The organism is Variovorax sp. J2P1-31 (assembly GCF_030317215.1).
GTDB lineage: Bacteria > Pseudomonadota > Gammaproteobacteria > Burkholderiales > Burkholderiaceae_C > Variovorax.
In genome coordinates this window covers 82,151-104,112 of sequence record NZ_JASZYA010000001.1, presented here as the reverse complement: position 1 = coordinate 104,112, position 21,962 = coordinate 82,151, and the positions used below count along the sequence as shown (strand labels likewise).

21 protein-coding genes are annotated in these 21,962 nt (G+C 69.1%); 15 read left to right on the top strand and 6 right to left on the bottom strand.

What is annotated here, in order from left to right; genetic code table 11:
* Positions 1 to 16 precede the first annotated feature (16 nt).
* From QTI20_RS00475 to QTI20_RS00430, 10 genes are all read left to right on the top strand, one after another.
* Positions 17 to 457 carry a Zn-ribbon domain-containing OB-fold protein gene (locus QTI20_RS00475; protein WP_286550841.1) on the top strand — a complete coding sequence of 147 codons (441 nt, stop codon included), beginning with the start codon at positions 17 to 19 and terminating at the stop codon, positions 455 to 457.
* The gene (locus QTI20_RS00470; RefSeq protein ID WP_286550842.1) at positions 454 to 1,599 is read left to right on the top strand and encodes a thiolase family protein; all 1,146 of its coding nucleotides are present in this window, start codon (positions 454 to 456) and stop codon (positions 1,597 to 1,599) included. The genes QTI20_RS00475 and QTI20_RS00470 overlap by 4 nt, the downstream gene beginning before the upstream one ends.
* Positions 1,599 to 2,402, top strand: a complete 804-nt coding sequence (locus tag QTI20_RS00465; RefSeq protein WP_286550843.1) for an IclR family transcriptional regulator — start codon at positions 1,599 to 1,601, stop codon at positions 2,400 to 2,402. Before QTI20_RS00470 ends, QTI20_RS00465 begins: the two co-directional genes overlap by 1 nt.
* Positions 2,399 to 3,631, top strand: coding sequence for a CaiB/BaiF CoA transferase family protein (locus QTI20_RS00460; protein WP_286550844.1), 1,233 nt, complete (start codon positions 2,399 to 2,401; stop codon positions 3,629 to 3,631). The genes QTI20_RS00465 and QTI20_RS00460 overlap by 4 nt, the downstream gene beginning before the upstream one ends.
* A complete protein-coding gene (locus tag QTI20_RS00455; RefSeq protein ID WP_286550845.1) occupies positions 3,628 to 4,470 on the top strand; it encodes an alpha/beta fold hydrolase in 843 nt (280 codons plus the stop codon). The genes QTI20_RS00460 and QTI20_RS00455 overlap by 4 nt, the downstream gene beginning before the upstream one ends.
* The gene (locus QTI20_RS00450; protein ID WP_286550846.1) at positions 4,467 to 5,225 is read left to right on the top strand and encodes an SDR family NAD(P)-dependent oxidoreductase; all 759 of its coding nucleotides are present in this window, start codon (positions 4,467 to 4,469) and stop codon (positions 5,223 to 5,225) included. Before QTI20_RS00455 ends, QTI20_RS00450 begins: the two co-directional genes overlap by 4 nt.
* 57 nt (positions 5,226 to 5,282) lie before the next feature.
* The gene (locus QTI20_RS00445; protein ID WP_286550847.1) at positions 5,283 to 6,038 is read left to right on the top strand and encodes an SDR family NAD(P)-dependent oxidoreductase; all 756 of its coding nucleotides are present in this window, start codon (positions 5,283 to 5,285) and stop codon (positions 6,036 to 6,038) included.
* A gap of 27 nt (positions 6,039 to 6,065) precedes the next feature.
* Complete coding sequence (locus QTI20_RS00440) at positions 6,066 to 6,608, top strand: type II 3-dehydroquinate dehydratase (RefSeq protein WP_286550848.1); 543 nt, start codon at positions 6,066 to 6,068, stop codon at positions 6,606 to 6,608.
* 101 nt (positions 6,609 to 6,709) lie between these two features.
* The gene (locus QTI20_RS00435) at positions 6,710 to 7,720 is read left to right on the top strand and encodes a TRAP transporter substrate-binding protein (RefSeq protein WP_286550849.1); all 1,011 of its coding nucleotides are present in this window, start codon (positions 6,710 to 6,712) and stop codon (positions 7,718 to 7,720) included.
* A 19-nt stretch (positions 7,721 to 7,739) separates the two neighbouring features.
* Positions 7,740 to 9,602, top strand: a complete 1,863-nt coding sequence (locus QTI20_RS00430) for a TRAP transporter large permease (RefSeq protein ID WP_286550850.1) — start codon at positions 7,740 to 7,742, stop codon at positions 9,600 to 9,602.
* Positions 9,603 to 9,707: 105 nt separating this feature from the next.
* Here QTI20_RS00430 and QTI20_RS00425 read toward each other — a convergent pair whose 3' ends face one another.
* Genes QTI20_RS00425 through QTI20_RS00400 form a run of 6 tightly spaced genes read right to left on the bottom strand, consistent with a single transcriptional unit; the run spans position 9,708 to position 16,204 of the window.
* Complete coding sequence (locus QTI20_RS00425) at positions 9,708 to 10,535, bottom strand: ATP-binding cassette domain-containing protein (protein WP_286550851.1); 828 nt, start codon at positions 10,533 to 10,535, stop codon at positions 9,708 to 9,710.
* The gene (locus tag QTI20_RS00420; protein ID WP_286550852.1) at positions 10,535 to 11,398 is read right to left on the bottom strand and encodes an ABC transporter ATP-binding protein; all 864 of its coding nucleotides are present in this window, start codon (positions 11,396 to 11,398) and stop codon (positions 10,535 to 10,537) included. The genes QTI20_RS00425 and QTI20_RS00420 overlap by 1 nt, the downstream gene beginning before the upstream one ends.
* The gene (locus QTI20_RS00415) at positions 11,398 to 12,216 is read right to left on the bottom strand and encodes an ABC transporter permease (protein ID WP_286550853.1); all 819 of its coding nucleotides are present in this window, start codon (positions 12,214 to 12,216) and stop codon (positions 11,398 to 11,400) included. The genes QTI20_RS00420 and QTI20_RS00415 overlap by 1 nt, the downstream gene beginning before the upstream one ends.
* Positions 12,213 to 13,154, bottom strand: coding sequence for an ABC transporter permease (locus QTI20_RS00410; RefSeq protein ID WP_286550854.1), 942 nt, complete (start codon positions 13,152 to 13,154; stop codon positions 12,213 to 12,215). The genes QTI20_RS00415 and QTI20_RS00410 overlap by 4 nt, the downstream gene beginning before the upstream one ends.
* Positions 13,155 to 13,169: 15 nt before the next feature.
* Positions 13,170 to 14,750, bottom strand: coding sequence for an ABC transporter substrate-binding protein (locus tag QTI20_RS00405; protein ID WP_286550855.1), 1,581 nt, complete (start codon positions 14,748 to 14,750; stop codon positions 13,170 to 13,172).
* 17 nt (positions 14,751 to 14,767) lie between these two features.
* Positions 14,768 to 16,204: an amidase gene (locus tag QTI20_RS00400; RefSeq protein WP_286550856.1), complete on the bottom strand. Its 1,437-nt coding sequence runs from the start codon at positions 16,202 to 16,204 to the stop codon at positions 14,768 to 14,770.
* Positions 16,205 to 16,705: 501 nt separating this feature from the next.
* Here QTI20_RS00400 and QTI20_RS00395 point away from each other — a divergent pair.
* From QTI20_RS00395 to QTI20_RS00375, 5 genes are all read left to right on the top strand, one after another.
* Positions 16,706 to 18,076, top strand: coding sequence for an NAD(P)/FAD-dependent oxidoreductase (locus QTI20_RS00395; protein WP_286550857.1), 1,371 nt, complete (start codon positions 16,706 to 16,708; stop codon positions 18,074 to 18,076).
* Positions 18,073 to 19,299, top strand: coding sequence for an NAD(P)/FAD-dependent oxidoreductase (locus QTI20_RS00390; protein ID WP_286550858.1), 1,227 nt, complete (start codon positions 18,073 to 18,075; stop codon positions 19,297 to 19,299). Before QTI20_RS00395 ends, QTI20_RS00390 begins: the two co-directional genes overlap by 4 nt.
* Positions 19,300 to 20,691, top strand: a complete 1,392-nt coding sequence (locus tag QTI20_RS00385; RefSeq protein WP_286550859.1) for an FGGY family carbohydrate kinase — start codon at positions 19,300 to 19,302, stop codon at positions 20,689 to 20,691. It begins immediately after the preceding gene.
* A gap of 44 nt (positions 20,692 to 20,735) precedes the next feature.
* Positions 20,736 to 21,098 carry a DUF1937 family protein gene (locus QTI20_RS00380; RefSeq protein WP_286550860.1) on the top strand — a complete coding sequence of 121 codons (363 nt, stop codon included), beginning with the start codon at positions 20,736 to 20,738 and terminating at the stop codon, positions 21,096 to 21,098.
* A gap of 77 nt (positions 21,099 to 21,175) precedes the next feature.
* On the top strand, positions 21,176 to 21,952 hold the full coding sequence (locus QTI20_RS00375; RefSeq protein WP_286550861.1) for a DeoR/GlpR family DNA-binding transcription regulator: 777 nt from the start codon (positions 21,176 to 21,178) through the stop codon (positions 21,950 to 21,952).
* Positions 21,953 to 21,962 lie beyond the last annotated feature (10 nt).

Sequence of the window (21,962 nt, the reverse complement as noted above, 5' to 3'; positions counted from 1 at the left end):
CAATCATCACACCTCCATGTCCACAGCACCCGCCACCACCACGTCAGGATCGGCCTTCGCGTCCGATGCCCTGCCGTTCACCGACCTGGCCGTGTCCGACCAGTCCTCTTTCGAGATCCGCGACGGCGCGGTCCTGCTGCGCGGCAGCGTATCGCGCTCCTCGGGCAGCCGCGCCTTTCCCGCGCGCCTGGTCTGCCACGAAACCGGCGCGCGCGACATGGAGCCCATGACCTTCGGCCCGCGCGGCACGCTCTACAGCTACTCGACGGTGCACGTGTCCTCGTCGCGCCCCACGCCCTACACCATCGGCTATGTGGACTTCGACAACGGCGTGCGCGTGCTGGCTCAGGTCGAATCCGCGGGCGAAATGCTCGCCTGCGACCAGCCGGTCGAACTGCGCGCCGACGGTGCCCGCTGGTTCGTCTCGCCCGTCAGCCAACAAGGAGCATCCGCATGAGCCAGGCCTACATCGTCGGCGCCGCCATGATCCCGATGGGCAAGCACCGGGACTCCAGCTATTCGGGCCTGGCACTGCCCGCGGTCCTCAACGCACTGGCATCGGCTGGCGTCGCGCCCTCCGAAGTCCAGTCGGTGGTCTGTGGTCACGCCTTCGGCGGCATGCTGACGGGCCAGCGCATCGTGAAGGAAATGGGCATCGCCTCGGTGCCGGTCACCAACGTGGACAACGCATGCTCCGGCGGCGCCACCGCGCTGCATCTGGCATGGAAGGACATCCAGGCCGGACGCCACGAGATCGTGCTGGTCATCGGCGTCGACAAGCTCACGCAGTTCGGCGGCGGGACGCTGCCGCTGGTGCTCGAAGATCCCGAAGTGCAGCAGGGCATGGTCATGCCCGCGCTCTACGCGATGCGCGCGCGCCGCTACCTGCACGAGCGCGGCGCCCAGCCTTCGGACCTGGCCGAAGTCAGCGTCAAGGCCCGGCGCCATGGCGCCAAGAACCCCTACGCGCAGTTCCGCAAGGAAGTCACGGTCGACGAAGTGCTGGCCTCGCGCTACATCTGCGAGCCGCTGACGCTGCTGCAGTGCTGCCCGACCGGCGACGGCGCGGCCGCCGTGCTGGTGGTGTCCGATGCGGTGCGCAGGCGGCTGGGCCTGCCGGCGGTGCGCATCGCCGCATCGATCCTGCACTCGGGCGCGATGACCACCGGCTTTCGCGACATGCTGCGGCCAGAGATCACCTACCACTCGGCCAGCGACGCCTACGAGGCCGCGGGCATCGGCGCCAGCGATGTCGACGTGGTCGAGCTGCACGACGCCTTCACCATCGCCGAACTGGTCTATTACGAAGCCCTGGGCCTGTGCAAACCCGGCGAGTCGGCCGACTACCTGAAGTCCGGCAAGACGACCTATGGCGGCGACGTGGTCGTCAATCCGAGCGGCGGCCTGCTGTCGAAGGGCCACCCGGTCGGCTGCAGCGGCGTCGCGCAAGCGGTCGAGATGTACTGGCAGCTCACGGCCCAGGCCGGCGCGCGCCAGGTCGACCAGGCCCGCATCGGCCTGTCGCACGTCACGGGTGGCGGCATCGCCGGCCTGGACCACGGTGCGTGCACCGTCCACCTGTTCGAACGCGCGCTGTGATGACGCCCGCCCATCCGTCTCCCGCGGCCACCACATCCGAAGGCGCCGGCACCGGCACGGTGAGCCGCGCGCTGGCGCTGCTGACCCTGCTGGCCGACGCGGGCGGCAGCGTCACCGTCAAGCAGGTCGGCGACTCCCTGCAGGTCCCGCCGTCGACCGCGCACCGCCTGCTGCAACTGCTGCGCAAGGAAGGCTTCGTCGACGCGGCGGCCGGTGGGCAGTACGGCATCGGCCCGCAGTTCTACCGCGTGGCTGCGCGCGTGGTCGGCGGCAAGTCGCCGACGGCCATCGCCCAGCCGGCGATCGAGGCGATCGCAGGCATCTTCAACGAGACCGTGGTGTTCGGGCTCTACCTTCCGACCGAGGGCGCGCTGAGTTTTGCCGCGCGCGCCGACGGACAACAGAAGCTCAAGTACCAGATCGACCTGCACCAGCCGCTGTCGCTGGTCTGGGGTGCCTCGGGCAAATCGGTGCTGGCCTTCCTGCCCGAGCCGGTCACGGCCGCCATCCTCGCGGCCGAAGGCCCTTCGCCCGCCACCGGCGCTTCGCGGCCGACCGCCGATGCACTGGCCGCCGAGCTGGCCGGGATCCGTGCCCGCGGCTGGGCCGTCAGCGAAAGCGAAAAACTGCCCGATGCCCGCGGCATCGCCGCACCGGTGTTCGGCCCCGCAGGCGTCATCGGCTGCATCTGCCTCACTTCCCCCAAGGCGCGCATGCCGCACGCCAGCATCGACGCCATCGGCCAGGAGGTCGCGGCACGCGCCAAGGCGCTGTCGCATGACCTCGGAGCCGCCACCTCATGAACTCGGAAACTCCCCGTTCGCAGCCGCTCGCCGGCTATCGCATCCTCGACCTGACGACCTTCCTCTCGGGCCCGTTCTGCACCCAGATCCTGGCCGACCTCGGCGCGGAGGTTGTCAAGGTCGAGGCACCCGAGGGCGACTCCAGCCGCGCGATCCCGCCACATTTCGTCGGCAGCGACAGCGCCTACTACCTGGGCATCAACCGCAACAAGCAGAGCGTCGCCATCGACCTTAAGCAGCCAGAGGGGCTGGCGCTGGTCAAGCGGCTGATCGCTGCCGCCGACGTCGTGGTCGAGAACTACCGCCCCGGCGTGGCGGCCCGCATCGGCCTGGACATCGCGGCCCTGCGCGACGCCAGCCCCACGCTGATCTGGGCCTCGGTCAGCGGTTTCGGCCAGACCGGCCCGTGGCGCGACAAGCCCGCCTACGACATGATCGTGCAGGCCCTCTCGGGCGTCATGAGCCTGACCGGCGAGCCCGGCCGCCCGGCCGTGCGCCTGGGCATTCCGGCCGGCGACATGGTGGCCGGCATGTACGCGGCAATCGCGATCAACGCCGCATTGGCCGACCGCGAACGCAGTGGCGAAGGCCGCGTCATCGATGTGTCGATGCTCGACTGCCAGCTCGCCATGCTGTCCTACCAGAGCACCTACGCGCTGGTCGCCGGCACCACGCCGCAGCCGCAAGGCGCGCGCCACGACTCGATCCCGACGTACCGCTCCTTCGTCGCCGGCGACGGCCGCGAGCTGGTGGTCACCGCCAACACCGAACGCATGTGGAAAGGCCTCTGCGAAGCGCTCGGGCTGGCGGCACTGACGACCGACGCGCGCTTCGACAGCGGCGGCCGGCGCCTGAAGAACCGCGAGGCGCTCTGGCCCCTGCTCGAAGAGGCCTTCCGCACCCGCGCCGCGGCCGAATGGATCGCCCCGCTGCAACAGCACGGCGTGCCGGTGGCCTTGATCAAGAACGTGCCGGAGGCGCTGCAGGACGCGCGCGAATCGGGCCGCGGCATGATCCTGCAGCTCGACAGCGCGCATGGCGAACAGATCGAAGTCGTCGGCAATCCGATCCGTTTCGTCGGCGAAGACGAGCGCGATGCGAGCTACCCGCCGCGCCTGGGCGAGAACGCCGAACAGGTGCTCGGCGATTGGCTCGGAACGGCCGGCGCCGAAGTCGCCGCGCTGATCGGGCGCGGCGTGCTGGTGCAGCGGGAGCCGGTCGCGCCATGACATCCAGCGTCGCCATCCGCAGCGCGACCGAGTCGCTCGGCGACTTCCGCACGGACGTCGTTCGCAGCGGCGACGGTGCCGCGGGCACCGTGCTGGCCCTGCATTCGCTGGGACTGGATGCGCATGCCTTCGATGCCCTGCGTCGAGCGCTGGACGGGCACTGGCGCATCGTGTCCTTCGACCAGCGCGGCCATGGCACCAGTGCCGGCACATCCAACGCCAGCCTCGATCAGTACGTGCAGGATGCCATCGCAGCGCTCGCGGGTTGTGGCGAGGCGCCAGTGCATGTGCTCGGGCATTCGATGGGCGGCGCCGTGGCAGCACTGCTCGCAGCCAGCGTCATGCGCCGTGCGCCTGGCCGCATCGCATCGTTGACGCTGCTCTCGACGCCCGCCCACGGCGGCGCCGTGTTCACGCAGCGCGGCGCGGAGGTGCGGGCCGGCGGCATGGCGGCCGCCTCGGCACAGACCCTGGCGCGCTGGTTCGGCGACGCCCGTGGCCTCGATCATGCGCCGCAAGCCTATGCACAGGCCGCACTGGCAAGGATGCAGCCGGCAGGCCTCGCCGGCGCATGGGAGGCGCTGTCCCAGTTTCCCGGCTATGCCGGACTGGTGCAGGACCTGCCGCCCACGCTGTGCATTGCGGCCGCGGACGATCGGTCCACCCCGCCCCGGGCCATGCAGGCCATCGTCGACGCCTTCGTCGCGGCCGGCCGCGGCGACGGGGTCGAACTCTCCACACTCGACGGCGGAGGCCACATGGCACCGCTGTTCGCCACGCCGCCGCTCGTCGCGGCGCTGACCGCGCACTGGCGCGCCCCACGCGAAAGCCATCGATGACCTCCACCACTGATTCCTTCCAGGGCCGCGTCGCGGTCGTCACCGGCGGCGCCGCCGGCATCGGCCAGGCCGTGGCCCAGGTGCTGCACGACCTCGGCTGCACCGTCGCCTCGATCGACCTCGGCACCGACGGCGTGCCCGCCGGCGTCACGGCACTGGTGGCCGACGTGCGCAACCAGGATGCGCTCGACCGAGCCATCGGCCAGTTCGGCACGGCCCATGGCCGCATCGACGTACTGGTCAACAACGCCGGCGTGAGCTTCGTCGGCACCATCGAGGACGGCACCGAGGCCGACTGGCACCGCATCTTCGACATCAACGTCGTGGGCATGATGCGCGCCACCCGCGCCGCCCTGCCCTGGCTGCGGCGTTCGGCGGACGCGGCGATCGTCAACATGTCGTCGTGCACCGCCGTCAACGGCCTGCCGCAGCGCGCGCTCTATTCGGCCACCAAGGGCGCCGTGCAGTCCATGACCATGGCCATGGCGGCCGACCTGGTCACCGAAGGCATCCGCGTCAACTGCGTGAGCCCCGGCACCGTCGACACGCCGTTCATGGCCGAACTCGCCGCCCGTGCGCCGGACCCGGCCGCCAAGCGCGCGCAATTCGAGGCGCGCCAGCCGACCGGGCGCATGGTCTCGCCGCAGGAAGTCGGCGAGGCGGTCGCCTACCTGGCGCGCGCCGGCGCGCATTCGTCGGTCGGCAGCGTGATCAACCTCGACGGCGGCATGACGGCCCTGCGCATGCCGCGCTGAGTGGCCCTCTCTTTTCTTTTTCTCGTTCAACACCCCTTTTCTACAAAGAGCATCGTCATGGAATTCAAGGACAAAGTCGTCGTTATCACCGGGTCCGGCCAAGGCATCGGTCGCGCCTATGCACACGAGTTCGCCAAGGCCGGCGCGGCCGTCGTGGTGGCCGACCTCAACGGCGAGCAGGCTGCCAAGGTCGCAGGCGAAGTCGCCGCCGCGGGTGGCAAGGCCATCGCCGTCACGGTCGACGTGGCCAACCGCGCCAGCGCACAGGCCATGGTCGACGCGGCGATCGCCGCCTTCGGCCAGGTCGACGTGCTGATCAACAACGCAGCGATCTTCTCGACGTTGAAGATGAAGCCCTTCGAGGAGATCGACGGCGACGAATGGGACCGCGTCATGGCCGTCAACGCACGCGGCGTGTTCTTCTGCGCCCAGGCGGCCGCCAAGCCGATGCGGGCCCAGGGCCGCGGCAAGATCATCAACATCTCGTCGAGCGTGGTCGTCACCGGCCGCGCCCACTATGCGCACTACGTCGCATCCAAGGGCGCCGTGGTTGCGCTGACCCGCGCGCTGGCCACCGAGCTCGGCGATGCCGGCATCAACGTCAACGCCATCAGCCCGCACGGCATCGTGACCGAGGTGCCGCGCGACACCATCAAGCCCGAGCAGTGGGACGCGATCCTCTCGGCCCAGGCGCTCAAGCGCAAGGGCGACGTGAGCGACATGATCGGCGCGACCATGTTCCTGGCTTCGGACGCCAGCAAGTACATCACCGGCCAGACGCTCAACGTCGACGCCGGCCTGCGCTTCAACTGAAACCCACCCCGAACAACGGAGACACGCATGAGCACTTCCACAGCAACGATCGAGCGCGCCAGCGCACGCCGCCACCGGATCGCGGTCATCGACGGCCCGAACATGTCCAACCTGGGCGCCCGCAGCAAGAAGGTCTACGGCAAGATCGGCTCGCTCGACGAACTCAAGGCCTACGTCGCGGCCTTCGGCACGCGCCTCGGCGTGGACATCGAGGCCTTCTCGTCCAACCACCAGGGCGACATCCTGGAATTCATCCATGCCTCGGCCGAGCGTGTGGACGGCTACATCATCAATCCGGCCGGCCTCACGACCGTGGGCGAAGGCGTGCGCCACGCGCTCGAGGACACCGGCCGGCCGGTGATCGAGGTGCACTTCGCGAACATCTCGGCCAGCGCCGGTGGCGCACGCGGCCTGGGCGGCGGCAGCATCCAATCGAGCTTCACCCACACCGCCACCGGCCTGTGCATGGGCATGCGCCAGTACAGCTACCTCGGCGCCCTGACCGCGATGGTTCTGGCACTCGACGACGAGGACTTCCTCGGCAGCGCCCACGCAGCCGACAAGGCCTGAGCCGCTACTTCCTCCCCACCCGCCTCTTCCTGCCCTCACTGCCGTCCCGGGGCCGCGCACCGCGGCAACCAGAGACGGCGCCTACATCCCGGAGACATTCCATGACCACCCTCAACCGACGCCACCTCCTGTCCGGCTCTGCAGCGCTTGCCGGCGCCGCCCTGCTGCCGCGCTTTGCCTTTGCCGCCGAATTCGAGTTCAAGATCGCCAGCGACACCCCGGCCAGCCACCCCTGCAACGTGCGCACGCTGGAAGCCTGTGCGCGCATCAAGGAAGAAACCGGCGGCCGCGTCGACATCAAGCTGTTCCCCAACAACCAGCTCGGCAGCGGCCCGGACATGCTGGGGCAGCTGCGCTCGGGTGCACTCGACTACTTCATGTACTCGACGCAGCTCGTGGCCCCACTGGTCGCGGCCGCGGCACTGCCGGGCGTCGGCTTTGCGTTCAAGGACACGGCCACCGCGCTCAAGGCAATGGACGGCGAGGTCGGCAGCCACCTGCGCACCCAGATCGAGAAGGCCGGCCTGATCGCCATGCCGCGCATCTGGACCAGCGGCTACCGCCAGGTCACCAGCAGCTCGGTGCCGATCCGCACGCCGGAGGACTTCAACGGCTTCAAGATCCGGGTCCCGGCCAGCCCGATGTGGGTGTCGCTCTTCAAGGGCTTCGGCGCCAGCCCGACCGCGATCAATTTCTCGGAGCTTTACACCTCGCTGCAGACCAAGGTCGTCAACGGGCAGGAGAATCCGCTGGTCATCCTGGAGACCAACCGCCTGTACGAAGTGCAGCAGTTCTGCTCGCTGACCAACCACATGTGGGACGGCTACTGGGTGCTCGGCAACCGCCGCTCGTTCCAACGCATGCCCGCCGAGCTGCAGGCCATCGTGAGCAAGCACTTCGACCGGTCGGCGCTCGACCAGCGCGAAGACATGGCCAAGCAGGATGCGCAGCTGCGCCAGAGCCTCAGTGCCAAGGGCATGAAGTTCAACGAAGTCGACAACGCGCCTTTCCGCCAGAAGCTCAAGACGGCCGGGTACTACGCCGACTGGAAGCAGAAGTTCGGCCCCGAGGCCTGGGCGCTGCTGGAAAAGTACAGCGGCAACCTGAGCTGACGCGGGGACTGCAAGCGATATGGAAAATCCTCAACACGCCGAAGGCGTGCCGGCCACGGGCGCGCTGGCGGCGATCGACCGCTGGCTCGGCCTGCTGGTCGAGATTCCCGCCGCGCTGCTGGTGCTGGCGGAAGTCCTGGTCCTGCTGACAGGCGTGGTGTCGCGCTACGTGCTGCACCATCCGGTGGTGTGGTCCGACGAACTGGCCTCGATCCTGTTCCTCTGGCTCGCGATGCTCGGTTCGGTGGTCGCGTTCCGCCGCGGCGAGCACATGCGCATGACCGCACTGGTCAACAAGGCCTCGCCGGGCCGGCGCGCGATGTTCGACGTCATCGCCATCGCCGCGGCCCTGGCCTTCCTGGTGCTGCTCGCGCATCCGGCCTACGAGTACGCGGCCGACGAGGCCTTCATCACCACGCCCGCGCTCGAGATCGCCAATTCGTGGCGCGCGGCCGCGCTGCCGGTCGGCGTCGCGCTCATGATCGTCACCGCGGTCATCCGCCTGGCGCAGGTCGGCAACCTGCGGCTGGTCGCTACTGCACTGGTCGCGGTGGCCGCCATCTGCGGCGTGCTGTATGCGATGCAGCCGGTCTTCAAGGGCCTGGGCAACATCAACCTCGTGGTGTTCTTCGTCGTCATCGTGGCCGCGACCGTGCTGGCCGGCGTTCCGATCGCCTTCTGCTTCGGCCTGGCGACCTTCGGCTACCTCGCGCTGACGACCAGCATGCCGGTGACGGTGGTTGTCAGCCGCATGGACGAAGGCATGTCGCACCTCATCCTGCTCGCGGTGCCGCTGTTCGTGTTCCTGGGCCTGCTGATCGAGATGACCGGCATGGCACGCGCCATGGTGCGCTTCCTGGCCAGCCTGCTGGGCCATGTGCGCGGTGGCCTGAGCTACGTGCTGGTGGGTGCGATGTACCTGGTGTCCGGCATCTCCGGCTCGAAGGCGGCCGACATGGCGGCGGTCGCGCCGGTGCTATTCCCCGAGATGGAGAAGCGCGGTGCGAAGCGCGGCGAACTGGTGGCGCTGCTGTCGGCCACCGGGGCGCAGACCGAAACCGTGCCGCCCAGCCTGGTGCTGATCACCGTCGGCTCGGTCACCGGCCTGTCGATCTCGGCGCTGTTCACCGGCGGGCTGATGCCGGCGGTGGTGCTCGGCATCGGCCTGTGCTTCGTGGTCTGGTGGCGGCACCGCGGCGAGAGCCTGGCGGGCGTGACCAAGGCCAGCCGCGGCGAGATCGGCCGTGCCTTCATCGCGGCGCTGCCTGCGATCGCCCTGCCCTTCGTGATCCGCGCCGCGGTGATCGAAGGCGTGGCCACCGCGACCGAAGTCTCGACCATCGGCATCGCCTACGCCGTGATCATGGGCCTGTTCGTGTACCGCCAGTTCGATTGGGCACGCCTGCGGCCCATGCTGGTGGACACCGCATCGCTGTCGGGCGCCATCCTGCTGATCATCGGCGCGGCCACCGCGATGGCCTGGGGCCTGACGCAGTCCGGCTTCTCGAACGCACTGGCCCTGTTCATGAGCGATCTGCCCGGCGGCGCAGCGACCTTCCTGGCCGTGTCGGTACTGGCCTTCATCGTGCTGGGCAGTCTGCTGGAAGGCATTCCCGCGATCGTGCTGTTCGGCCCGCTGATGTTCCCGATCGCGCACACGCTGGGCATCCACGAGATCCACTATGCGATGGTCGTGGTGCTGGCGATGGGCCTGGGCCTGTTCGCCCCGCCCTTCGGCGTCGGCTACTACGCAGCCTGCGCCATCAGTCGCGTGCACCCCGACGAAGGCATGAAGCCCATCGTCGGCTACATGGTGGCGCTGTTCATCGGCCTGGTGTTCGTCACCGCGATTCCCTGGATCTCGACAGGCTTCCTGCACTGAGGCCGCGCCCGCCGGATGGCCGCCGAAGAGGATTCGACGGCCCCGGCCTCCACGCCGCTGCATCGAAACACCCTCGTGTTTCCTTGCAGTCGCGCATCCCGGGGCCTAGGAAAAGACCCGCTGCCCCGGCACCGAATCCAGCAGCTTGACGGTGTACTCGTGCTTCGGCGCCGAGAAGAGGCTGCGCACGTCGCCCCGCTCGACGACCTGGCCCTTGCGCATGACCAGCACCTCGTCGCTGATGTGCTGCACCACGGCCAGGTCGTGCGAGATGAACAGGAAGGCGACGTCGGTCTTGGCCTGGATGTCGCGCAGCAGGTTCAGGATCTGGGCCTGGATCGAGACATCGAGCGCCGACACCGCCTCGTCGCAGATGATGATCTCCGGCTCCGAGGCCAGGGCGCGCGCGATCACGATGCGCTGGCGCTGCCCGCCGGAGAACTGGTGCGGATAGCGCTCCAGCGCGGCGGTCGGCAGACCCACCTTCTCGAGCAGTTCGGCCGCGCGGTCCTTCAGCTGCGAAGCCGGGCAGAGGCCGAAATTCCGCAGCGGTTCCGAGACGATCTGGTGGACCTTCATGCGCGGGTTGATCGAGGAATACGGGTCCTGGAACACCAGCTGGAGCTTGCGGCGCGCGGCGCGCAACGCCGAGCCCCTGAGCGCCAGCCAGTCGCGCCCGTCGATGTCCACCTGGCCGCTCGTGGGTTCGATCAGCCGCATGACCATCCGTGCCACCGTCGACTTGCCGCTGCCGCTCTCGCCCACGATGCTCAGGGTCTGGCCGCGCGCCAGGTTGAAGGAGACGCCGTCGACGGCGCGGAAGGTCTTGCTGCCGTCCTCGCTCTTCTGGGTCTTGTAGTCCTTGACGAGGTTGCGGGCCTCGAGGACGTGGGCACCGGCACGGGGTGCCGGCATCGCTGCGGTGTTGGGCATCAGGTGGCCTCCATCATTGAGTTCAGGTCCGCCAGCCGCGTCCTCTTGTCCAGTCGAAGCGCATGCGCGCCGCGGTGGAAGGCCGGCCGCGCCGCCAGCAGCGCGGCGGTGTACGCATGGCGGGGTCGCTGCAGCACCTCGGCCACCGCGCCGGTCTCGACGACGTCGCCGCGGTACATGACCATCACCTCGTCGCAGACGTCGCCGATCACGCCCAGGTCGTGCGAGATGAACACCACGGCCGTGCGGTACTCGCGCTGCAGGTCCTTGAGCAGCATCAGCACTTCGGCCTGCACCGTGACGTCCAGCGCCGTGGTCGGCTCGTCGGCCACGATCACCTTCGGGTCGCACATCATGGCCATCGCGATCATCATGCGCTGGCGCATCCCGCCCGAGAGTTCGTGCGGATAGCTCCTGAGCCGCTCCCTGGCCTTGGGGATGCGCACGCGGTCGAGCAGCTGCACGGCCTTGGCCAGCGCCTCCTTGCGGCTGCAGCCGCTGTGCACCATCAGGGCTTCCGAGAGCTGGTAGCCGATGCTCAGCACCGGGTTGAGCGAGGTCATCGGCTCCTGGAAGACCATCGCCATCCGGTTGCCGCGCAGTGCGCGCAGCCGCTGCTCCGGCGCGCCCACCAGTTCCTCGCCGGCGAGCCGGATGCTGCCCGCGGTGACTTTCAGCGGCGGGCTCAGCAGGCCCATGAGCGCGAGCGAGGTCAGCGTCTTGCCGCTGCCGCTTTCACCGACGATGCCGACGGTCTTGCCCTCGGCCAGCGAGAAATTGACGTCGCGCACCAGCGCGCTGTCGCCCTCCTCGCCGCCGACCGCGATCGACAGCCCCCGGACCTCCAGAACGTTGTCGCTCATCACTTCTTTCCTTTGGGGTCGAACAGGTCGCGGATGCTGTCGCCCAGCACGTTGACCGAGAGGATGGTGAGCGCGAGCACGATGCCGGGGTAGAGGATGGCCCAGAAGGCGATCTGCACCGACAGCCGCCCGCCGCTCATGATGTTGCCCCAGGTCGGCGTCTCCTGCGGCAGGCCGACACCCAGGAAGCTGAGGTAGGCCTCGAGCAGGATCGCCGAGGCGCAGACGAAGGTGGCCTGCACCGCCAGCGGGCCGGCCGCGTTGGGCAGGATGTGGCGGTACAGGATCTGCGGCACCGTGCAGCCGGTCACGATGGCGGCCTGCACGAACTCCTGCTCGCGGATGGTCAGCACCACCGAGCGCACGAGCCGCGCCACCCGCGGGATCTCGGGGATGGTGATCGCGATCACCACGGTCTTGATGTCGGCGTTGAAGAGCGCCATCAGCGCCACGGCCAGCACGATGCCGGGCATGGACATGATGCCGTCCATGATGCGCATCAGGATCTTGTCCAGCGCGCTGAAGTAGCCGCTGACCAGGCCGATGGTGGTGCCGATGAGCAGCGCCAGCAGCGTCACGGCCACGCCCACCACCAGGCTGACCTGGCCGCCGTAGAGCGTGCGGGTGAAGACGTCGCGGCCGAAGGAGTCGGTGCCGAACCAATGTTCCATCGACGGCGCCTGCAGGCGCTGCAGCGGCGCCATCGCCTTGGGATCGAAGCTGGTGATCTGCGCGGCGAACAGGGTCGACAGGACCAGCAGCAGCAGGTAGGTCGCGCAGACCAGCGCGAGGATGTTGCGGGTTCTGAGCAGTTTCATGTGCGCACCCGTGGATCGACCATCACGTAGAGGATGTCAACGACCAGGTTGACCAGGAAATAGAGGCCGGAGAAAAGCAGCAGCAGCCCCTGGATCACCGGGTAGTCGCGGCGCAGCACCACGTCCACCGTGAGCCGGCCCAGGCCGGGAATGGCGAACACGCTTTCGGTGACCACCACGCCGCCGAGCAGCACCGCCACGCCGGCGCCGATGGTGGTGATGATCGGCGGCGAGGCGTTCTTGAGCGCATGGATGCCCAGCACCACCAGCGGCCGGAGCCCCTTCGCCCGGGCCGTGCGGATGTAGTCCTGCTTCATCACCTCGATGATCGAGGAGCGCGTCATGCGCGCCACCAGCGAGGCATAGGCCAGCCCCACGGTGACGGTCGGCAGCACCAGGTGGTGCAGCGACCGGAGCGGGTCTTCGAAGACCGAGACGTAGCCCTGGACCGGAAAGATGCCGGCCTGGATGGACAGCTCCCGCACCAGCCCGTAGCCGATGAGGAACACCGGCAGCGAGAAGCCCAGCACCACCATCACCATCACGGCGCGGTCGATGAGCTTGCCCTGGTGGATGCCCGCCACCACGCCCAGCGGTACGGCGACCGTGACCGAGAACAGGGTGGCGCACAGGGTCAGCATCAGCGTGGGTTCCAGCCGCTGGCCGATGAGCTCGGTCACCGGGATGTGCGCGAACAGCGACATGCCCAGGTCGCCCTGGAGCACCTGGCCAGCCCAGCGCAGGAAGCTCAGGATCAGCGGCTGGTCGAGGCCGAGCTGGGCGCGGATGGCGGCCAGCTCGGCCGGCGTGGCGTTGTCGCCGGCCATGATGATGGCCGGATCGCCAGGGCTGAGTCGCAGCATCAGGAAAATGAAGAGGGCCACGATGGCGACCACCGGAATGGTCGCCATCAGCCGGGAAAGAATCAGCCTTGGCATGACGTGCGCTGCGCGTTACTTCGAGACGTTCCAGAAGACTGGAATCGACGAATTGATCATTCCCTTGAGCTCCTTGCTGAGCGCCGCGGGCTGGGCGAACTGGCCCCAGACCACCGAAGGCGTGGTCTCGTAGGCCAGCTTCTGGATGTCGGCCGCCAGTTCCTTCTGCTTGGCCAGGTCCGCGGTCTCCCGGAACTCGGCGAGCTTCTTCGTCATGCGCTCGTCGCAGGACCAGCCCGGGTAGTCGGCGCAGTTGTTGCCGATGTAGAGGTTGGTGAGCGGGTTGGCCATGTCGTAGCCCGCGTTGTGCACCGAGAACAGATGCCATCCCGTCTTCGCGGCCCGCTTGGACACCACGCTGCCCCAGTCCATGCTCTGGAGGTCGACGTTGAAGCCGACCTCGCGCAGCGTCTGCGCCAGCACCTCGCCCGACACGCGCGGCGCCTCGATGTCCGTGCCTTGCAGGATGGTGATCTTCTCGCCCTTGTACCTGGTCTTGGCCAGGGCGGCCTTGGCGGCGGCGACGGTGCGCGGCGCGACGAGTTCGCTGCCCGCATTGCTTTCGTAGGTCCCGCCACAGCTGAAGTAGGCCAGGCAGTTCTTGACCGCGAACTCGGGCGGCACGCCCAGTGCGGCCATGAACTTGGACGAGTCGACGGCCATGTTGACGACGCGCCGGATCGCCGGGTCGTCGAAAGGCTTCTCGAGATGGTTGAGGCGGAAGTGGCCCATGAACATGCCCGCGCCCTTGGCGCTCACGAGCTGCACGCTCGGGTCCTTCTGCAGCAGCTTCAGCATGTCGAAGCTCGGGTACTGCACATAGTCGACTTCGCCGGCCTGCAGCGCGGAGATGGCGGTGTTCGCGTCGGGGATCACCTTCCAGATCACCCGGTCCACCTTGGCCACCTTGCCGCCCGCCAGGAAGTCCGCGGCCTCCTTGCGCGGCACGTAGTCCTTGAAGCGCTCGAAGGTCATCTGGCTGCCGGGCTTCCATTCGCTGCGCTTGAAGACGAAGGGGCCCGAGCCGATGATCTCGGGCACCTGCTCGCTCAGCGGCGTCTTGGCCAGGCGCGCCGGCATGATGAAGGGCACCATCGCCGAGGGCTTGCCCAGCGTCTGCAGCACCTGGCCGTAGGGCTTGCCCAGCGTCAGCACGATGGTCTTCTCGTCGGCCGCGACCAGGCTCTTGGTGGCCGCCGTGAGGGCCTTGCCCAGGGCGTCCTTCTGGCCCCAGCGCTGCAGCGAGGCGACCACGTCGGCCGAAGTGACCTTGCTGCCGTCGTGGAACCTGAGGCCGTCGCGCAGGACGAACTTGTAGACCATCTTGTCGGGGCTCACGTCGAAGCTCTCGAGCATCTGCGGCTTGACCGAGCCGTCCTCGGCCTGCGAGAACAGCGTGTCGTACACCATGAAGCCGAAGGTGCGGGTGATGTAGACGGTGGTGAACGACGGGTCGAGCACCCGCACGTCCGCCTCCAGCACGGCGGTCAGCGTCTTCTTGTCGTGCAGTTGGGCATGGACGGCGGTGACGCCGAGGAGCGCGGCAATGGCGCTCAGTTGCAGGGTCCGGGCGAGGCGGGAAAGAACGGGGCTCATCTTCAATGCTCCAACGGTCAACGGGCGGAATGGGTGGGGCGGCGGTCTTGCCACTGCAGCTGTGTTTCCAGCTGCGCCGCGATCTGCAGCAGCAGGTCTTCGCGGCCTTCGCTGGCGACGATCTGGATGCCGATCGGCAGTCCGGACTTCGACACGGTCAGCGGCACCGAGATGGCGGGCTGGCCGGTGACATTGAAGGGCCGCGCCATGGCGGAGATCACCTTCCCCTTGTGGAAGGGGGCCCAGGGGTCGTCGGTCGTACGGAACGCGCCCAGCGGGGGCGGCAGCTCGCAGACCGTGGGCGTGACCAGGATGTCGTAGTCGTTCCACCAGCTCTCGACATCGCGCGACCAGGCATGCAGGCGCTCCAGCGCGCGCACGTACTGCACCGCGTTGTAGGTCTGGCCGTCCTTGAGGTACACCCAGTTCAGCGGCTCGACGTCCGATTCGACGATCTGCCGGCCGATGCGTTCGCCCCAGGCTTCCAGCGAGGCGGCGGTCCAGGTGCGGATGATCACGCCGACGTTGCTCATCATCACGTCGTTGTCGAGCGCGCGCGGATGCGACTCGTCGACCGCGTGGCCCATGCCTTCCAGCAGCCGGCCGCACAGCCGGGTGGCCTCGATCACTTCGGGGTCCATCGGGTATTCGTTGCCGGGCGTCTGCAGCATCAGGCCCGCGCGCAGCCGCGGCGGCGCGATCCGGTGGGTGCTTTCATAGCCACCGGCAGGCGCCGCCTGCAGCGGGCCGTAGGGGTCGCCGGGCATCGGCTGGCCCAGGATGTCCAGCACCGCGGCGCTGTCGCGCACGGTCCGGGTGACGACGTGGCGGCTCACCATGCCGGCCCAGCCTTCGCTCTCGACCGGACCGAGGGAGACGCGGCCACGCGAGGGCTTCAGGCCGACCAGGCCGCATTCGCTGGCCGGCACGCGGATGGAGCCGCCGCCGTCACCCGCGTGGGCCAGCGGCACCATGCGGGCCGCGACCGCCGCGGCCGAGCCGCCGCTGGAGCCACCGGTCGAATGTTCGAGGTTGTAGGGGTTGCGGGTCGGGCCGTGCGCCAGCGGCTCGGTGGTCGTCATGGTGCCGAGTTCGGGCGTGTTGGTCTTGCCCACCACGATGAAGCCGGCGTCCTTGAGGCGGCGGAACAGGGTCGAGTCCTCGGTCTCCTTCCAGCCCAGCTCCTTCAGGAACTTCATGCCGCCGTGGTAGGGCTCGCCGGCCAGCGTGCCGTCGAGGTCCTTCACGAGGATCGGGACGCCGCGGAAGCGGGCCGTGCCGTTCTGCGCGTTCCGGGCTTCGTCGAGCGCACGCTCGTAGCGCGGATGGATGACCGCATGCACATCGCCATTGACCTGCTCGATGCGGTCGATGGCCGCCTCGACCATCTCGACCGCGCTGACCTCGCCGCTGGCGACCAGTTCCGCGCAAGCCACAGCATCCAGTTCGCTCAACTTTCTATCCATAGTTACCTCGTGATGCCCGTTCGGGCGTTGTTGGAAAAAACGACTTCACAGTCTTTGCAATTTTCAGACCATAACGGTCATACGTCACATCGTAGTTACCCGAATGGTCATTTATATCTACCGAATGGTCTAAATCTCCGTCAAATCACTGACCAGGTGCGACGAAGCACAGTGCTGGTGCGCGGACGGCGCCCGATTCGGTGCAGCCATCTCAGGGTCTGAGAACACCGCTCACGTCACGCGATCCTCCCGCAAGTCTCATTGGAGGAACTCGTCGATCCCGCATTCACCGCACGCCGGTTGGGGCGGCGATGACTCACTGACCGCTCGTATTCAAAGGGTTGTCCCGATGTGTACGTTCGGGCAGAAAGATACTATGATTCGGCCACAAAACGCCGAAAAGTGGCATAAATAATGACCGAATGTGTTGGACATGAAGCGCATGCTGGCGCGCAGCAGAGGGCCAGGGCCGCCGAGGGGCGGTTCGACGTGGCCGTCATCGGCGCCGGCGTGGTGGGATGTGCCGTGGCCCGCCGCTTCGCGCTGGCCGGCGCGCGGGTGGTGCTGATCGAGAAGGGGGCCGACCTGCTGTCGGGCGCGTCCAAGGCGAACAGCGCGATCCTCCACACCGGCTTCGATGCGCCGCCGGACAGCCTGGAGCACGCCCTGGTCCAGGCCGGCCGGGCGGAATACCTGGAGATCGCCGACGGGCTCAACCTGCCGCTGGTGCAGACCGGCGCGCTGGTGTGCGCCTGGGACGCGCAGCAGGCCGACAAGCTGGCCGCCATCGAGGCGCAGGGCCGGCGCAACGGCGTGCAGAAGCTCCGCCTGCTCGGCGCGAAGGAAGCGCGGCAGTCCATGCCGCACCTGTCCGAGCGGCTGGTGCAGGCGCTGGAGGTGGACGACGAGCACGTGATCGACCCCTGGTCGGCCCCGCTCGCCTACCTGACCCAGGCCGTGGCGCTGGGCGCGGTGTTCCTGCGCCATGCCGAACTCGTGCGAGGCAGCTTCGACGGCAGCTGGCACCTGCAGACCACCGCGGGCCGGGTCGAGGCCGCGTCGGTGGTCAACGCCGCGGGACTGTTCGGCGACCTCGTCGACGAACGCCTGGGCCTGCCCCGCGCGTTCCAGATCCGGCCGCGCAAGGGCCAGTTCGTGGTGCTCGACAAGGCGGCCGCGCGCTACGTGCCGCGCATCGTCCTGCCCGTGCCCACCGAGATCACCAAGGGCATCGTGGTGTGCCCCACGGCCTTCGGGAACGTGCTCGTCGGCCCGACCGCCGAGGAGCAGGAGGACCGGGACCGGGCCACGGTCGAGCAGGCCACGCTGGAGATACTGCTGCGCAAGGCGGCCGAGATCGTGCCCGCGCTCGCGGCCATTCCGGTGACCGCGGTGTATGCGGGCCTGCGCCCCGCGACCGAGGACAAGGCCTACCGGGTCTTCGTGCGCGCCGAACAGCGCGCCATCACGCTGGGCGGGATCCGCTCGACCGGCCTGAGCGCCGCCCTGGGCCTGGCCCAGCATGCGCTGCAGCTGCATGCGGGCTTCGGCGCCACCGAGCGCCCTGCACCGCCCGTGCCGATGGTGCGCATGCCCAACCTCGCGGAATGCCGCCGGCGCGACTGGCAGGCGCCCGAACACGGCGAGATCGTCTGCCACTGCGAGCTGGTGACGAAGCGCGAGATCGTCGCCGCGCTGAACAGCCCCGTGCCCCCGGGCGACTTCGGCGGGCTGCGCCGGCGCACGCGGGCCGGCATGGGCCGCTGCCAGGGCTTCTACTGCAACGCCAGGCTGGCCGACATGACGCAGGACCTGTGGCCGGCGCCGCTGGCCGTCAAGGCCGGGGACGCGGCCCGATGAGCGCGACCCATGATGTGATCGTCGTGGGCGGCGGGCCCTCCGGCGTCGCGGCGGCCGTGGAGCTGCGGCGGCGCGGCGTCAGGGACGTGGTGCTGCTCGACCGCGAGACCGAGCTCGGCGGCGCCACGCGCCATTGCAGCCACTCGCCCTTCGGCATGCGGGAGTTCCATCGCGTCTACCTCGGCGCGAGCTACGGGCGCCGGCTGCAGCAGGAGGCCCTGGCCGCGGGCGTCGACGTGCGCACCTCGCACTCGGTGGTGCGCCTGGGCGACGACGGCGAACTGCTGGTGAGCAGCCCCCACGGCGTCTCCAGCCTGCGGGGGCGCCGCATCGTCACCTCCACCGGCGCCCGCGAAACCCCGCGCTCGGCGCGGCTGGTGTCGGGCGACCGGCCGCTGGGCGTGCTCACCACAGGCGCCCTCCAGTCCTATGTGGCCTTCCACGGGCTCATGCCCTTTCGCCGGCCGCTGATCGTCGGCTCCGAACTGGTGTCCCTGTCGGCGGTGCTGACCTGCATCGGCCATGGCGCCCGGCCGGTGGCGATGGTCGAGGCCAACGCGCGCGCGACGGCCAGGCAACCGCTGACCTGGCTGCCGACGCTGCTGGGCATCCCCTTCCATCGCAGCGCGGAGATCGTCGACATCCGGGGCCGCCAGCGGGTCGAGTCGGTCACGCTCCGGCACGGCGACCGCCTGAGCGAGATCGAATGCGACGGCGTGCTGTTCACCGGCCGCTTCACGCCCGAGGCGTCGCTGCACCTGCTGGGCGACCTGGGCGTGGCCGCCGGCAGCGGCGCGCCGCTCGTGGACCAGCACGGCCGGCTGCAGAATCCGCTCTACTTCGCGGCCGGCAACGTGCTGCGCGCCATCGAGACCGGCGGCTGGGCCTTTCGCGAGGGGCGCTCGGTCGGCCGGGCCGTGGCCGACGACCTGGCGCGGCCGGCCGCGGCGCGCGAGCCCGTGCGGGTGCACTTCGACGCGCCGATCAAGCTGGTCGTGCCGGGCCTGCTGCGCAGCGGCGACCGCCTGGCGGCCCACGCCTTCCGGCACTTCCAGCTGCGCATGACGCGCGCGGCGGCCGGACGCATCACGCTGCTGCTCGACGGCATCCCGGCCTGGCGGCACAGCGGCCACTGGCTGCCCGAACGGCGCATCTTGGTGCCGATGCCGCCCGGTGCGCCGGAGGCCGGCCGGATTTCATTTGTCTTCGAGGAGAACGCCTGAATGCGGATTGCAGCGATCGACCAGGGAACGACCTCCACCCGCTGCCTGGTGGTGGAAGCGCAGGGCGTGAGGCTGGCCGCTTCACGGCGCCATGCGCGGCACCACCCCGCCGCGGGATGGGTCGAGCACGACCCCGAGGAGCTGCTCGCGAACGTGCGCGCGGTGCTCGACAGCGCGGGCGCGGTCGATGCGATCGGCCTGGCCAACCAGGGCGAGAGCTGCCTGGCCTGGGATGCGCTCACCGGCCAGGCGCTGTCGCCGGTCATCGTCTGGCAGGACGCGCGCACCGAGGACGCGCTGAAAGCCCTGGGCGACGCCGCCGACCGGCGTTCGCGCGAGATCACCGGCCTGCCGCTGGACCCCTACTTCTCCGCCAGCAAGCTGGCCTGGCTGGTGACTCACCTGCCCGCGGTGGCGCAGGCGCTGCGCGCCGGGCGCCTGCGGCTGGGCACCACCGACGCCTTCTTCCTCCAGCGCCTCACGGGCCAATGCCTGACCGACGTGGCCACCGCCTCGCGCACCGGCCTGATGGACCTGCAGCGGCTGGCCTGGAGCCCCGAGATGTGCGAATTCCATGGCGTGCCCATCGAATGCCTGCCGCGCATCGTGCCGGTCGACGAAGGCTTCGGCAGCATCGAGGGCGTGCCGGTGCGGGCCTCCATCGTCGACCAGCAGGCCGCGCTGTACGGCCACGGCTGCAGGGTGCCGGGCGACAGCAAGATCACCTTCGGCACCGGCGCCTTCTTCCTCGCGATCACCGGGCCGCAGCGCCCGGCGCCGAGCGCGCTGCTGCCGACCATCGCCTGGCAGCTGAAGGGCGCGCCGCCGGTCCATGCCGTCGAGGGCGGCGTCTACGACGCGGGCGCCGCGCTGGAATGGGCGCGCAGCCTCGGCCTCTTCGACACGATGGAGGAGTTGCAGCACTTCGAAGGCCCTTCCGCGCTGAGCCGGGGCATCGTCTTCGTGCCCGCGCTGTCGGGCCTGGCGGCCCCGCACTGGGACCGCAGCGCCGCGCCGCTGTTCATCGGCATGGACCACGCCACCGACCGCCGCGACCTGGTGCGCGCGGTGCTCGAGGGCGTCGCCATGCTGAGCGCCGGCCTGGTGGACGCCGCCACCCCGACCCGCGCGCCGGGCGACACCATTTCCATCGATGGCGGGCTCTCGCAGAGCCCCTACTTCGCGCGCTTCCTGGCCTCGGCCTGCGAACGGACGGTCACGGTGCCGTCGATGTACGAGCTGAGCGCCCTGGGCCTGGCCGGCCTCTGCGGCGCCGACGTGAGCGCGCTGCGGGGCACGCTGAGCCGCTTTGGGCCCGACGGTCGGGTGGCCGAGGCGGATCGCCGGCGCTTCGCCTCGGCGCTGCAACGCGCGCGGCACTGGCGCCAGTGAGCATCCCGACATCCCCGAATTTTTCAACCAGCAGAGGTAAAGCAATGCGCAAGATTTTTCTGGCCTGTCCCTACGGCCACGACGACAAGGAGGTGGTGGCGCAGCGCTTCCGGCTGTCCAACCAGGTCGCGGCCAGGCTCGTGAAAGCCGGCTGCGCCGTCTTCAGCCAGGTCTCGATGTCGCACCCGATCAATGGCGAACTCGCGGGCCTGGACAAGGCGGCCATCGGCAGGCTCTGGGCGCCGGTGGACCAGGTCTTCATGGACGCCATGGACGAACTCATCGTCATCGATGCGCCGGGCTGGAAGGAGAGCTCCGGCGTGGCCCGCGAGATGCGGATCTTCCAGGACCGCGGCTGCCCCGTGCATCTGTGGAGCGCGGTGGAAGCCGGCTTCGCGCCGAACTGAGGCCCGCGCGCGGCCCGGGTCGCCAAAAGACATGGAATAGACTTGTGAGAGCAAATGACCAGGGCCTGCCCGCAAGAATGAAACCATTGGAACGTCGAGAGCAGATTGTGCGACTGGTGCGCGAGAACAGCCGCGTTTCCGTCGAGGATTTGGCCGTGATGCTGGGCGCGTCCAAGGAAACCGTTCGACGCGATCTCTCCGGCCTGGCCGAAGAGGGACGCATCCGCAAGGTGCACGGCAGCGCGGTCCTGCCCGAGGCCACGAGCGAGAACTCCTTCGACATCCGGATGAACGAGAGCGCGCCGCACAAGAAGCGCATCGCCAAGCGCGCCGCGCAGCTGTTCAAGCCCGGCGATTCGCTGTTCATCGACACGGGCACCACCACGCTGATGTTCGCCGAGGCGCTGGCCGAGTCCACGGGCCTGACCGTGATCACCAACTCGGCCTCCATCGCACGCGTGATGGGCCAGGGACGCGGCAAGAACAAGGTCTTCCTGCTCGGCGGCGAGTACCGCGAGGAGTCGAGCCAGAACCTGGGAAGCTTCGTGCTCGAGCAGATCTCGCGCTTCCGTGCCGACCACGCGGTCCTGACCGTGGGTGCGATCTCCCAGTTCGGCGCGATGGATTTCGCGCTCGAGGAATCGGACGTGGCGCGCGCCATGGTGGCGCATGCGCGGTCGGTCACGGTGCTCGCGGATTCGTCCAAGCTGGGGCGCGAAGCCCTGTTCCCCTGGAGCCCGCTGGCCGGCCTCGACCGCCTGGTCACGGACCAGCTGCCGGAGGGCTCGGCGCTAACCAATGCACTGGGCGTGGCGCGCGTCGAAGTCATCCTGGCCGACGACGGGGGGCTCTGAGCCGTCGGCC